This window comes from Streptomyces sp. NPDC048111, assembly GCF_043202815.1.
Classification (GTDB): domain Bacteria; phylum Actinomycetota; class Actinomycetes; order Streptomycetales; family Streptomycetaceae; genus Streptomyces.
This window is the reverse complement of record NZ_JBIDBD010000001.1, coordinates 326,286-339,523: the sequence shown is the minus strand read 5'-3', so window position 1 is coordinate 339,523 and position 13,238 is coordinate 326,286. Positions and strand designations below refer to the sequence as shown.

The window sequence follows — 13,238 nt, the reverse complement described above, 5'->3', positions numbered from 1 at the left end:
CTGGGGGCGGGGGTGCGGGCACTCGTGGCCCGCTGCGCCCTCAGGGCCCGACGGACTGGAGCTGGGAGAGGGTGCGCTCCAGCTCGTCGCGCAGAGCGCGTCCGGCCGCCGCCGCGTCACCTCGCGCGACGGCCGCGACGAGCGCCGCGTGCCCGGCCGCGCCGTCCGCGCCCTGCGCAGGGTCCGAACCGTCCGCGCCGTCCGCCGGATCGCCGCGGCGCAGATCGAGCAGGCGCACCAGGTCGATCAGGCCCTGCCGCAGCGCGGGCACGAACTCGGTGAACAGGGCGGTCAGCACCGGATTGTGCGCCGCGGCCACCACCGCCGCGTGCAGCGCGATGTCGGCGTCCACGAACTGCGCGTCGCTGCCGCCCGACGCCTCGGCCCGCCCCGCCAGCGCCGCCTCGATCGCGGTCAGGTCGGCATCGGTACGCCGTGCGGCGGCGAGCTGGACCGCCTCGACCTCCACCATCATGCGCACCTCGTACACATCCACCACCGCCGCCCTCAGGAGCTGGACGGACCAGTTCTCCTCCGGCTCGGTCGCGATCACGAAGACGCCCGCGCCCTGGCGGGCCCGCACCAGACCCGCTCCGGCGAGCGCGCGCAGCGCCTCACGGACGGTCGAGCGGCCGACCCCGAGGGCCTGGGCCAGCGACGTCTCGCCGGGCAGTCGGGTGCCAACGGGCCACTCGCCCGCGGTGATCTGCTCCCGCAGACGGTCAATCGCCTGTTCCACCAACGGAGTTGGACGGAGTGCGCCCAGCGGCACCGCGGTCACCCACTTTCAGCTGTCAGGTTGTCTGAGGAGTTCAACTCTGGTTACTGTACCGGCATGTTGCTGAGCGCGCTTCTCCTTGCTCGCCGCTGCGGGGTCTGACACGACCGGCACCCCGCAGCGGGTGCTCGTCGCGCCGGTCGCCGTTCCGTCGACCGAAAGAAGCCTCTCGTGACCGCGTCGAAGACGCATGCGTTCCCCCTGCTGCGCACCCCGGCCGCCCCGGTGCCCGAGGACGCCCCGGCCTGGAACCCGCAGCGCCCCAGCGCCATGCCGCACCACCGCTACCGGCCCGCCGACGAGCGGGTCGCACTCCCCCTGACCGACCGGACGTGGCCCTCGCGGCAGCACACACGGGCCCCGCTGTGGGTGCCGGTCGACCTGCGCGACGGCAATCAGGCACTCGCCGAACCCATGGACACCGAGCGCAAAAGGCGGATGTTCGACCTCCTGGTCACCATGGGCTTCAAGGAGATCGAGGTCGGCTACCCCAGCGCCAGCCAGACCGACTTCGATTTCGTGCGCCATCTGGCGACGAGCGCCGCCGTCCCCGACGACGTCACCATCTCCGTGTTCACCCCGGCCCGCCGCGATCTCATCGACCGCACCGTCGACTCGATCCGCGGCCTGCCCCGCACCCTCGTCCATCTGTACACCGCGACGGCTCCGACCTGGCGCAACGTGGTCCTGGGGCGCTCCCGCACCGAGGTGCACGGAATGATCCTGGAGGCGGCCGCGCACCTGATGCGCCGCACGGCCCAACTCCCGGACGCCGACGTCCGGTTCGAGTTCTCTCCCGAGGTCTTCAACCTCACGGAACCGGACTTCGTCCTGGAGGTCTGCGACAGCCTCACCGAGCTGTGGGAGGCGAGCCCCGACCGGCCGGTGGTGCACAACCTGCCGGCCACGGTCGAGATCGCCGGCCCCCATGTCTACGCGGACCAGATCGAGTACATGCACCGCCATCTGGCCCGGCGCGAGGCGGTCATCCTCTCCGTCCACCCCCACAACGACCGCGGCACCGGAGTGGCCTGCGCCGAACTCGCCGTCCTGGCCGGGGCGCAGCGCGTGGAGGGCTGCCTCTTCGGCAACGGCGAGCGCACCGGAAACGTCGACCTGGTCACCCTCGCCCTCAACCTGTACGCGCAGGGCGTGAACCCGATGATCGACTTCTCCGACATCGACGCCGTGCGCGACGTCGTCGAACACTGCAACCGGCTGCCGGTCCACCCGCGCCATCCCTACGGCGGCGACCTCGTCCACACCGCCTTCTCGGGCACGCACCAGGACGCCATCTCCAAGGGCATGGCCCACCACGCCAAGCGGGCGGCCGAGCTGGGCGTCCCGGCCGAGGAGGCCCCCTGGGAGGTGCCGTACCTGCCCATCGACCCGGGGGACATCGGACGCACCTATGAAGAGGTCATCCGCATCAACTCGCAGTCCGGCAAGGGCGGTATCGCCCATCTGCTCCACACCCACCACGGCCTCGACCTCCCCAAGGCCCTGCGCCCGGACTTCTCGCGGGCGGTGCAGCACGCCACCGACGCGGGCGGCAAGGAACTCACCCACCAAGACCTGCGGGACCTGTTCGACGCCACCTACATCGCTCCCGCCACGGCCGGCCCGCTGACCCTGGTCTCCTGGGAAACGGCCCAAGTCGGCCCCGAAGAACACCGGTTCAGCTGCGTCCTGCGCGAGAACGGACGTGCCAGGACGCTCCACGGCACCGGCAACGGGCCCCTGTCCGCCTTCACCGCGGCACTCGCCGCGGCCGGGCGGCAGGTCGACATCCTGGGCTACGCCGAACACTCCACCGGCGCCGGGCCCCACAGCCCCGCCGTCGCCTACGCCCAATGCCGGGCCGGTGACGTGGTCCGGTGGGGGGCGGGCCTGGACACATCCATCCTCGCCGCGTCGGTGCAGGCCGTCCTGGCCGCCGTCAACCGCGCCGAGACGGGCCGGCCGTGAACGCCCCGCCGGTGATCCGGGTGGACGGCGCCGACGTCGTGCGCGACGGCAACACCATCCTGCGCGACGTGACGCTGACCGTGCGCCCCGGGGAGCACTGGGCGCTGCTCGGCGCCAACGGCGCGGGCAAGAGCACCCTGCTCTCCCTGCTCGGAGCCCTGGTGCACCCCACCCGGGGCACGGTCGAGGTCCTCGGGCACACCCTCGGCCGGGTCGACCTGAGGACCCTGCGCACCGCCATCGGCCATGTCGACCCGAGACACCCGCTGCGCTCCGCACACCGGGTCCGCGACGTCGTCCTGACCGGGCTCACCCGGACGACCGAATGGGTGCCGCGCTGGAGGCCCACCCCCGAACAGGTCGAGCGCGCCGACCAGTTGGTCGAGCTGCTCGGGCTCGGCAGCCGCCGCCAGGCGCGCTGGCCCACGCTGTCCCAGGGCGAGCGCGGCCGGACGCTGATCGCGCGAGCACTCATGCCCGAACCCCGGCTGCTCCTGCTCGACGAACCGGCCACGGGGCTCGACGTGGCCGGGCGCGAACAGCTCGTCGACCGGCTCGACGCGCTCCGGCTCGCCCACCGCCACCTCGCGTCGGTCCTGGTGACCCATCACCTGGAGGAGCTGCCCGCCGGCACCACCCACGTGCTGCTGTTGCGCGACGGCCGCTGCCTGGCCCGCGGCCCGGTCGACGAGGTGCTGACCAGCGATCTGGTCAGCGCCTGCTTCCGCCATCCGGTCCACGTCTCCCGTACGGAGGGCCGCTGGGCGGTCCGGGCCGGACGGCGGGCCGGGGCGCCCTCCGTCTGACGGGCGGGGCGCGGGAGTGCGCGGCGGGCGGCGGGCGGCTCAAAAGCGGTTGACCGCCGGTCGCGCCCGGGGTGGGATGGCGCCCCATGAGCGACGAGCGGATGCACCCCGACCAGCACGCCCTGGGCGACGACCTCGTACGGAGGCTGGTCGCGCGGCAGTTCCCGCGCTGGGGTCACCTGCCGGTGCGGCGGTACGCGTCCGGCGGCACGGTCAACGGTATGTACCGCCTGGGCGAGGACATGGTCGTGCGGCTGCCGCTGCGCGCGGGCGGGGCGGAGGACGTCCTGCTGGAACGGGCCTGGCTGCCCCGGCTCGCGCCCCTGCTGCCCAGCCCCGTCCCCGAGTTGCTCGGCGAGGGGAGGCCTGACGGGGACTATCCGTGGCCCTGGTCGGTCTACCGCTGGCTCAGCGGCGAGAACCCCCGGGCGGGGGCGCTCGGCGAACCGCTCGCGCTGGCCGAGGACTTGGCGCGGTTCGTGGCGGCGATGCGGAACGTCGCGCTGCCCGATGCCCCAACAGCCTACCGAGGAGGCCCACTTGACCTTCTCGACGCGGAGACGCGCCGGGCCATCGGATTGCTGCGCGGCCTCCCGCAGGAGGGTGTCGACTGCGCCGCGGCCGAGGCGGTGTGGGACGAGGCCCTGAGGGCTCCGCGGGGGGACGGGGCGGCGGTGTGGCTGCACGGCGATCTCATGCCGGGCAACCTCCTGGTGGCCGGCGGCAGGCTCGTCGGGGTCATCGACTTCGGATGCGCGGGCACGGGCGATCCGGCGTGCGACCTCTTCCCCGCGTGGAACCTGCTGCCGGCCACCGGACGAGAGGTCTTCCGCGAGGCGCTGGGCGTGGACGACGCGACATGGCGCCGGGGCCGGGCCCGTACGCTCTCGCAGGCGCTGATCGCGCTGCCGTACTACCGCGACACCAACCCGGCGACGGCCGGCAACGCGCGCCATGTCATCCGCGAGGTACTGGGGGAGGAGCGGGCCCGACCCGGTCCGGCCGGTGCCGACGCGCGGCTCAACTGACGTACGGCACAAGGGCGTTGAGAGCAGGCATGCAGGCGTGCCCCCGGGTGGCTCGAAGCTCTGCCCCGGGGGCGCCCGACTCGTGCGACGCGGGGAGGCCCGCGCGGCGGGACCTCAGGCGAGCGGCTTCTCCAGTACGGCCTTGCGGTGGCTGAACGTTTCGATGGAGTAGCGGCCGTGGTAGTTGCCCATGCCGCTCTCGCCGACCCCGCCGAACGGCAGGTCGGAGACGGTCAGATGGGCGAGCGGCAGACCGAACCCGAGGCCGCCGGACGACGTCTCGGCGGCCAGCCGCGCGCGGGTCCCGTCCGACTCGGTGAAGGCGTACAGGGCGAGCGGCTTGTCGCGGTCGTTGATGAACGCGATGGCCTCGTCCAGGTCCGCCACCGTCACGACGGGGAGGATGGGGCCGAAGATCTCCTCCCGCATGACGGGCGACTTCGGGTCCACGTCGGCGAGGACGGTGGGCGCGATGTACTTGGTGGCGCGGTCGGTGTCGCCGCCGGTCACCGTCCGGCCGGAGTCGAGCAGCGAGCTGAGCCGGTCGAAGTGGCGCTCGTTCACGATGCGGCCGAACGCGCGGGAGCCCTGCGGGTCGGCGCCGAAGACCTCCTCGACGGCGCGGGCGAACTCGGGCTCAAGGGCGCGGGCGGTCTGCGGGTCGGTGAGGACGTAGTCGGGCGCCACGCACGTCTGTCCGGCGTTGAGGAACTTGCCGCGTACGAGGCGGTCTGCGACGACGGACAGATCGGCCCCGCGGTCCACGAACGCCGGTGACTTGCCGCCGAGTTCGAGGGTGACGGGGGTGAGGTGCTCGGCGGCGGCCCGCATCACGATGCGGCCGACCGTGCCGTTGCCGGTGTAGAAGATGTGGTCGAAGCGTTCCGCGAGCAGAGCGGTGGTCTCGGGCACGGCGCCCTCCACCACGGCGACCGCGCTCGTGTCGAGGTAGCGGGGCAGCAGCCGCGCCAGGGCGGCCGAGGAGGCGGGGGCCAGCTCGCTCGGCTTGACGACGACGGCGTTGCCCGAGGCCAGCGCGCCGAGCATCGGCGTCAGGAGCAGCTGGACCGGATAGTTCCAGGGTGCGATGACCAGCACGACGCCCAGCGGGTCGTACTGGGTCCTGGCCGTGGCGTCGCTGCCGAGGTGGGCCGGCACCGGGGCGGGCTCCGGACGCAGCCACGTGTCGAGGTGCTCAAGGGTGTGGTCGATCTCGCGCACCGTGAAGTCGATCTCGGTGCGGAAGGCCTCGGTGGCGCTCTTGCCGAGGTCGGCGTGGAGCGCTTCGGCGATCTCGGTGCTGTGCGTGGTGAGCAGTTCGCGCAGCCGGCGCAGCTGGGTGGTGCGCCATTCGACGGGCTTGGTGCGGCCGGAGCGGAACGTGGCGCGCAGCCGCGCGACGGTCTCGGCGGGCTGCTCGGGGGTGTGGTCGTTCACGGTGCCTCGCTGATCGGTTGCCGACCCCGCCGGTGGTTCGGAGGGTCGATCCACAAGTGGTCGATGTATATGACAACCATTGGGGTGCGCGCATCATTCCAGCCCCCTGGCCTTCCTGGGCAACTACTTTCCGTGCGCGCCGCTGCCGTCGCGGTCACCGCCTGCCGCCGACCCGCGGGATCACGCACCGTCATGCTTCGGGGTGCGGATCGTGAGGCGGGGGGCGACGATGGCGCTCCCGGTCGAGTCGCCCGCCATGGCGACGCGAACGCCCCGTCGGGGCGTTGCCGCCGCCGTGCCCCCAGGTCCTTCGTCCGATGCCGGAGCGCCCCATGCTGTCGCCCCACTGGTACGTCGTCCATGAGCTCCTCTCCCTGCTGCGCAGCAGGGAACGCCGGGTCGCCCGCTCGCCGCGCGACCCCGGCGCGCGCCAGGCGCGGGACGACGCGGCCTACACGCTGTGCGTCCTGATGGGGGAGCGTTCGGCGGCCACCGCGGTGGAGGCGGCCGAGCGCTACCTCGCGACGTGTCGCCGGGCCATGCTGCCCAGCGTCGCGATCGCCCGGGACCGGGCGCGATGACCCGGCACGGCCGGACCGTGCGGCGTGGTGCGGGCCCTCATGCCCGGACCGGCAGGTAGGGGCCGGGCCCCTTCAGGGTGCGGTGGATGGGCACGGTCGCCGTGTGGCGTACGCCGGGCAGCCGCGCCACGGACTCGGTGAGGTAGCGGTAGAAGAGCTGCGCCGACGTCACGTCGATGCTCGCGTACAGGTTCGCGGTGCCGGTGACGGCCGCGGCGAAGGACACCTCGCGGTGCGTCGCGATCGCCGCACCCGCCTCGGCTAGCCGCGAGGGGTCGATCTCCAGCCACAGGGCGGCCCGGAAGTTCTGGTGCAGCACGCCCGGGTGGTACTCGACGTCGAAGTACAGGACTCCGGCGGCCCGGAGCTCCGTGATGCGCCGGCGCACCGTCGAGGGGGACAGCCCGGTGGCGGCGGCGAGTTCCCCGGGTGCGGCCCGCCCGTCCCTGGCCAGCAGATCGAGCAGTGCGCGGTCGCCGTCGTCGAGCGCCACGGGAGGTGTGTCGGCGGTGACGGGATCCGGCGTGATCGCCGGGGTGAGCCGCTCGACCTGCTCGGGCGTCAGGGGGCCGCTCTTGTTGATGGTGCTCAGGTCCTGCCCGAAGAAGATGTGCAGGAGGCAGTGCGCCGAGACGTCCACCACCTGGGGTGTGCGGGGCAGCTTCCGCAGCAGGAGCGACTCCTCGCCCCCGGCCCCGCGGGTGCGCACCGAGCAGGAGATCTCGGTACCGCCGGAGCTGAGGTTGACCCAGCTGGTGTCCGTACGCCGCGCCATCGCCTCGCCGATGGAGGCCGCCGCGTCCGGTGTGCAGCGCACGCGCACGACCCAGGGCGCGTCCCCCACTCGCTGCGGATCGGTGAGGCCGAGCACCCGGAGCCTGCCGCTGGTGCGCAGCCGCGACCACCGGCGCGCGGCCGTCTGGTCGGACACCCCGAGGGCGTCGGCGATCTCCCGGAACGACGCCCGCCCGTTGATCTGCAGGGCGTGCGCGAGGGCCAGGTCCTCCTGCGAGAGTTCACGGTCCCCGGGCCCGAGCGTGTCGAGATACGTCTTCATGACGCCCATGATGTCGGATCCGCGCAAACATCCGACTCCGGCTCATGGAAACCGGGTCGCGGCCCGCACGCTCATGGACGGGGCCGGCGCCGACCGTAAGCGTCCGTGGTCCCCGACAACACGCTCGACCCGATCGGAGAACCTGACATGCGCAAGTGGTGGCCCCTCACCGCGGTCTGCCTTGGCGCCTTCATCCTGCTGGTGGACGTCACCATCGTGAACGTCGCACTGCCCAGCATGGCGGACGACCTCGACGCCTCCTTCAGTTCGCTGCAGTGGGTGATCGACGCGTACGCCCTGGCCCTCGCAGCCCTGCTCCTGGCCTCCGGCTCCCTGGCGGACCGCTTCGGCCACCGGCGCTTCTACGTCTACGGCCTGGCGCTGTTCGCCGCCGCGTCCCTGGTGTGCGGCCTCGCGCCGAACGCGGGCGTGCTCATCGCCGCCCGCGTGGTGCAGGGCGTCGGCGGCGCGGCCATGTTCGCCACGGCGCCCGCCCTGCTGCTCGGCTCCTACCAGGGCCGCGACCGCGGCACCGCCTTCGGCGTGTGGGGCGCGGCCAACGGCGCCGCCGCCGCGGCCGGCCCGCTCCTCGGCGGGCTCCTCACCGAACACATCAGCTGGCCGACCATCTTCTGGGTCAACCTGCCCATCGCCGCCGTCGCCATCGCGCTGACCCTGCGCGTGGTGCGCCCCGACCGCCCCCGCACGGCCTCCTCCAGCGGCGTGCGGATCGACATGGCCGGCGCGGTCGCCTTCACCCTCGCGGCGGGCACCCTCACCTACGGGCTGATCCGGGGCGGCGAAGCCGGCTGGACCGATACCGCGACCCTGGCGACCTTCGCCGTCACCGCCCTCTCGCTCGTGGCGTTCGTGGTGGTCGAACACCGCACCGCGCAGCGCGGCGGCACCCCGATGCTGGACCTCGCGCTGCTGCGCCGCCCGTCCTTCGCGGGTCTGATGAGCGGCGCCCTGCTGCTCCAGGGCAGCGCCTTCGGGTGCCTGGTCCTGCTCTCGCTGTGGCTGCAGTCGGTGGCGGGGCTCAGCCCGGTCGCGGCGGGCCTGGCCCTGACTCCGCTGGCGGGCGCGTCCTTCGTGGTGGCCGTCTTCGCCGGCCGCCACATCCAGCGCCTGGCCCCCCGAGTGCCGATCGGCGCGGGCCTGCTCCTCGTCGGTGCGGGCATGCTGCTGCTGCGGACCGGGATGACGGCGGAGGCCGGACAGGGCTCGCTCGTGACCGGCCTGATCGTCACCGGTATCGGCGTCGGCCTGGCCACCCCGGTCCTCGTCTCGGCCGCCACCTCGATGGTGCCGCCGCAGCGCGCGGGCATGGCGGGCGGCGCGGTCAACACCTTCCGCCAGCTGGGCATGACCCTGGCCATCGCCGTCCTGGGCGCGGTCTTCACCGGACGTACGGCCACCGCCCTCGCCGGGCCGGGCCCGGTGGCGGACGGCGACCGGGGCGCGGCCGCGCTCGCCTCCGGCCAGGCGCAGCACCTCATAGCGGCGGCGCCCGCCGGGCAGCGCGACGCGGCCGAGCACCTCGTGCACCAGGCCTTCGCCGCCGGCCTCGACCGGGTCTTCCTGTGCTCGGCGGCGGCCGCGGTCCTCGGCGGGCTCATCGTCCTGGTGCTCGTACGCCCGGCGAGCCGCACGACGCCCGGCGCGCCCGGCGGCGGCGCGGCGGCGGCCCCGGGGCAGCGCTCCCGGCAGGACGCGGCCGCGGACCCGGTCGGGTCGGGGGTGTGACCGCCGGGGCTCCTCGGTGGCGCCCCGGCGCTCAACTCCCGTACTGTGTCAGGCCGTTCGGGGCGCCACGAAGACGATGACCGAGGCGACCTGCTCACGCTTGGGGTGGGTCTCCGCGCCGCCGAGCCCGTAGTGGGTCTCCACCCGCTGCACCACCAGCGGGTGCCCGGTGATCCACAGGGTGACCGTCTGGCCCACGACGGGAATGGGCAACGGGCCCTCGAACATGGCGAGTTCGACCGCCTCCGCTCCGTCCGTGGTGTGGACGAAGGTCATGATCTGGCGGGTGCGCGCGAAGTCCTGCTCGAAGTCGACCTTGTCGCGGGCGGCGAGGGTGGCGGTGATGGCGTCGGGAAGGCTCATGCCGCCATCATCGCGCGTCCCCCGCCCGGACCGGGTGGCCAGGGGTGCGCGGAGCAACGGGGGCGGCGCTCAACGAGCAGATGTGACCGACATGTCCTAGTTTGATGGCGTCAGTGATTCCGATCGGTAGGAGTTCGCCGTGGGCGACAGTGCCATGGACAAGATCAAGGGCAAGGCCAAGGAAGCCGCGGGCAAGGCCACCGGCAATGACCGGATGGCCGCCGAGGGCAAGACCGACCAGACCAAGGGCAAGGCGAAGGACGCCATGCAGAACATGAAGGGGCGCGCCGACGGAGTCAAGGATTCACTGACCGACAAGCGCGACCGCGCCTGAGCGGTGCTGAAGAAGCCCCCGGCCGCCCCGCGGCCGGGGGCTTCGCCGTGCCCCCTCCACCCGACCCGAGCCCGCCCGCGAGCGCCCGGCACCCGCCCTCGGCAACCGGTCAGGAACGGAGAAGCGGGCCCGGCCGGCCGGAACTAGCGTGGTCAGCACCTCGAACACCCCGGTCGCGCCCGGCGCGGCCCCGCCTCTCAGGAGCACACCATGGCCACCACCTCGTCCACCCAGGGCATCAAGACCGTGCTGCACCCCGTGTCCGACCTCGCGGCGGCCAAGGCCGTGTACACCGCGCTGCTCGGCGTCGAGCCGACGAGCGACTCCTCCTACTACGTCGGGTACGAGGCCGAGGGCCAGCAGATCGGCCTCGTACCCGGCAGCGACGAGCAGGGCCCCGTGACGTACTGGCACGTGCCGGACATCGAGGCGAAGCTCGCCGAGGTGACCGCCGTCGGAGCCAAGGTGAAGCAGCCCGCGCAGGACGTCGGCGGCGGCCGTCTCGTGGCGACGTTCACCGACCCCGACGGCAACGTCCTCGGCCTCATCCAGGACTGACGGGCGGGCGTTGCCGGCCGGGCTCCGCCCGGACCGGCCGGCCCCGTTCGATCAAGGGGTGACAAGGCGTTGCCGCGGCAGTCACCGACGAAGTAGAACCGTACGTACTGCTCACAGCCGGTGGACCGGCTCGGGGGAACCGGCGGACCCGCGCGGGCGGGCCCGCCTCGGACAGGGAGAACGCGATCAGCATGGTCAAGAGGACGGATGCGCAGTCGTCTGCGCCGCACGCCGCCGACCGTCACGACATGATCCGGGTGCACGGCGCACGTGTGAACAACCTCAAGGACGTGAGCATCGAGATCCCGAAGCGCCGCCTGACGGTGTTCACCGGTGTCTCCGGGTCGGGCAAGAGCTCGCTGGTGTTCAACACGATCGCGGCCGAGTCGCAGCGGCTGATCAACGAGACGTACAGCGCCTTCGTGCAGGGCTTCATGCCGACCCTCGGCCGCCCCGAGGTCGATGTGCTCGACGGCCTGACCACCGCGATCAGTGTCGACCAGCAGCGCATGGGCGGCGACCCGCGCTCCACCGTCGGCACCGCCACCGACGTCAACGCCATGCTGCGCATCCTCTTCAGCCGGCTCGGCAAGCCGCACATCGGCTCGCCCAAGGCGTTCTCCTTCAACGTCGCCTCCATCAGCGGGGCCGGCGCGGTCACTGTGCGGCGCGGCGGACAGGAGGTGAAGGAGCGGCGCAGCTTCAGCATCACCGGTGGCATGTGTCCGCGCTGCGAAGGCCGCGGCTCGGTCACCGACATCGACCTGACCCAGCTCTACGACGACACCAAGTCACTGAACGACGGCGCGTTCACCATCCCCGGCTACACCGGGGGCGGCTGGAACTCCCGCCTCTACATCGAGTCCGGCTTCTTCGACCCGGACAAGCCGATCCGCAAGTACACCAAGAAGGAGCTCCAGGACCTGCTCCACCGGGAGCCGACCCGGATGAAGATCGCGGGCATCAACATGACGTACGAGGGACTCCTCCCGCGCGTCACGAAGTCGATGCTCTCCAAGGACACCGACTCGATGCAGCCGCACATCAGGGCGTTCGTCGAGCGCGCCGTCACCTTCACGACCTGCCCCGACTGCGAGGGCACCCGGCTCAGCGAAGCCGCGCGCTCCTCGAAGATCAAGCGGAAGAACATCGCCGATCTGTGCGCCATGGAGATCAGGGACCTGGCCGACTGGGTGCGCGCGCTCAAGGAGCCCTCGGTCGCGCCGCTGCTCGCCACGCTCCTGGACACCCTCGACTCGTTCGTGGAGATCGGTCTGGGCTACCTCTCGCTCGACCGGCCCTCGGGCACGCTCTCGGGCGGCGAGGCCCAGCGCGTCAAGATGATCCGCCACCTCGGCTCCTCGCTCACGGACGTCACCTACGTCTTCGACGAGCCCACCATCGGCCTGCACCCGCACGACATCCAGCGGATGAACGACCTGCTGCTCCGGCTGCGCGACAAGGGCAACACGGTGCTCGTCGTCGAGCACAAGCCCGAGATGATCACGATCGCCGACCACGTCGTGGACCTGGGCCCGGGCGCGGGTACCGGCGGCGGCACCGTCTGCTTCGAAGGCACCGTGACCGGACTGCGGGCGAGCGGCACCATCACCGGACGCCACCTGGACGACCGGGCCGCCGTCAAGGACGAGGTGCGCAAACCCACCGGTGCGCTCCAGGTGCGCGGCGCCAGGACGCACAACCTCCGCGACGTCGACGTGGACATCCCGCTCGGCGTCCTCACGGTGGTCACCGGAGTGGCGGGTTCCGGCAAGAGTTCGCTGGTGCACGGCTCGATCCCGGCCGGCGAGGGCGTCGTCTCGGTCGACCAGAGCCCCATCCGCGGCTCGCGCCGCAGCAACCCGGCGACCTACACCGGGCTGCTCGACCCGATCCGCAAGGCCTTCGCGAAGGCCAACGACGTCAAGCCGGCCCTGTTCAGCGCCAACTCCGAGGGCGCCTGCCCGACCTGCAACGGCGCGGGCGTCGTCTTCACCGACCTCGCGATGATGGCCGGGGTGGCCACCACCTGCGAGGAGTGCGACGGCAAGCGGTTCGAGGCCTCGGTCCTCGACTACCACTTCGCGGGCCGGGACATCAGCGAGGTGCTCGCGATGCCGGTCGCCGAGGCGGAACAGTTCTTCGGTTCGGGCGAAGGGGCCACGCCCGCCGCCCACCGCATCCTCGCCCGCCTCACCGACGTGGGCCTCGGCTACCTCCGGCTCGGCCAGCCGCTGACCACCCTGTCCGGCGGCGAACGCCAACGGCTCAAGCTGGCCACGCACATGGGCGACAAGGGCGGTGTGTACGTCCTCGACGAGCCGACCGCCGGACTGCACCTGGCCGATGTCGAGCAACTCCTCGGCCTGCTCGACCGTCTCGTGGACGCCGGCAAGTCGGTCATCGTCGTGGAACACCACCAAGCCGTGATGGCACACGCCGACTGGATCATCGATCTCGGGCCCGGCGCAGGTCACGACGGCGGCCGGATCGTCTTCGAAGGCACCCCGGCCGACCTGATCGCCGCCCGTACCACCCTCACGGGCGAGCACCTCGCGCGGTACGTCGCCGACTGACGGCGG

General features: G+C 72.6%; 12 protein-coding genes. 8 read left to right on the top strand and 4 right to left on the bottom strand.

Annotation, left to right across the window (positions count from 1 at the left end; all coding sequences use genetic code 11):
* Nucleotides 1–40: 40 nt before the first annotated feature.
* On the bottom strand, nt 41–772 hold the full coding sequence (locus ACGF3I_RS01565) for a FadR/GntR family transcriptional regulator (protein WP_393129089.1): 732 nt from the start codon (nt 770–772) through the stop codon (nt 41–43).
* A 276-nt stretch (nt 773–1,048) separates the two neighbouring features.
* Between ACGF3I_RS01565 and leuA the strand changes: the two genes are divergently transcribed.
* The 3 genes from leuA to ACGF3I_RS01550 all read left to right on the top strand — a co-directional run bounded on the left by leuA (nt 1,049) and on the right by ACGF3I_RS01550 (nt 4,580).
* Nucleotides 1,049–2,746, top strand: a complete 1,698-nt coding sequence (gene leuA / locus ACGF3I_RS01560; RefSeq protein WP_393129088.1) for a 2-isopropylmalate synthase — start codon at nt 1,049–1,051, stop codon at nt 2,744–2,746.
* Nucleotides 2,743–3,552: an ABC transporter ATP-binding protein gene (locus ACGF3I_RS01555; RefSeq protein WP_393128474.1), complete on the top strand. Its 810-nt coding sequence runs from the start codon at nt 2,743–2,745 to the stop codon at nt 3,550–3,552. Before leuA ends, ACGF3I_RS01555 begins: the two co-directional genes overlap by 4 nt.
* A gap of 86 nt (nt 3,553–3,638) precedes the next feature.
* Complete coding sequence (locus ACGF3I_RS01550) at nt 3,639–4,580, top strand: aminoglycoside phosphotransferase family protein (protein WP_393128473.1); 942 nt, start codon at nt 3,639–3,641, stop codon at nt 4,578–4,580.
* Between the two features lie 114 nt (nt 4,581–4,694).
* On the opposite strand, the gene ACGF3I_RS01545 is transcribed toward ACGF3I_RS01550, so the two are convergent.
* Nucleotides 4,695–6,017: an aldehyde dehydrogenase family protein gene (locus ACGF3I_RS01545; RefSeq protein ID WP_393128472.1), complete on the bottom strand. Its 1,323-nt coding sequence runs from the start codon at nt 6,015–6,017 to the stop codon at nt 4,695–4,697.
* Nucleotides 6,018–6,349: 332 nt separating this feature from the next.
* On the opposite strand from ACGF3I_RS01545, the gene ACGF3I_RS01540 reads away from it, so the two are divergent.
* Entirely contained in the window at nt 6,350–6,598 is a 249-nt protein-coding gene (locus ACGF3I_RS01540; protein WP_393128471.1) for a DUF5133 domain-containing protein, read from the top strand.
* A 37-nt stretch (nt 6,599–6,635) separates the two neighbouring features.
* On the opposite strand, the gene ACGF3I_RS01535 is transcribed toward ACGF3I_RS01540, so the two are convergent.
* Nucleotides 6,636–7,655: an Lrp/AsnC family transcriptional regulator gene (locus ACGF3I_RS01535; RefSeq protein ID WP_393128470.1), complete on the bottom strand. Its 1,020-nt coding sequence runs from the start codon at nt 7,653–7,655 to the stop codon at nt 6,636–6,638.
* Between the two features lie 147 nt (nt 7,656–7,802).
* On the opposite strand from ACGF3I_RS01535, the gene ACGF3I_RS01530 reads away from it, so the two are divergent.
* The gene (locus ACGF3I_RS01530; RefSeq protein WP_393128469.1) at nt 7,803–9,401 is read left to right on the top strand and encodes an MFS transporter; all 1,599 of its coding nucleotides are present in this window, start codon (nt 7,803–7,805) and stop codon (nt 9,399–9,401) included.
* 48 nt (nt 9,402–9,449) lie between these two features.
* Here the strand turns inward: ACGF3I_RS01530 and ACGF3I_RS01525 are convergent, their stop codons facing one another.
* Entirely contained in the window at nt 9,450–9,764 is a 315-nt protein-coding gene (locus ACGF3I_RS01525; RefSeq protein WP_393128468.1) for a hypothetical protein, read from the bottom strand.
* Between the two features lie 154 nt (nt 9,765–9,918).
* Here ACGF3I_RS01525 and ACGF3I_RS01520 point away from each other — a divergent pair, with 154 nt between their 5' ends.
* The 3 genes from ACGF3I_RS01520 (at nt 9,919) to ACGF3I_RS01510 (ending at nt 13,232) form a co-directional block, all read left to right on the top strand.
* Nucleotides 9,919–10,098 (top strand): CsbD family protein, encoded by a 180-nt coding sequence (locus ACGF3I_RS01520; protein ID WP_393129087.1) that lies wholly within the window; start codon nt 9,919–9,921, stop codon nt 10,096–10,098.
* 210 nt (nt 10,099–10,308) lie between these two features.
* Nucleotides 10,309–10,656: a VOC family protein gene (locus tag ACGF3I_RS01515; RefSeq protein ID WP_393128467.1), complete on the top strand. Its 348-nt coding sequence runs from the start codon at nt 10,309–10,311 to the stop codon at nt 10,654–10,656.
* Between the two features lie 191 nt (nt 10,657–10,847).
* Nucleotides 10,848–13,232 carry an ATP-binding cassette domain-containing protein gene (locus ACGF3I_RS01510; protein ID WP_393128466.1) on the top strand — a complete coding sequence of 795 codons (2,385 nt, stop codon included), beginning with the start codon at nt 10,848–10,850 and terminating at the stop codon, nt 13,230–13,232.
* The last annotated feature ends 6 nt before the right edge of the window (nt 13,233–13,238 follow it).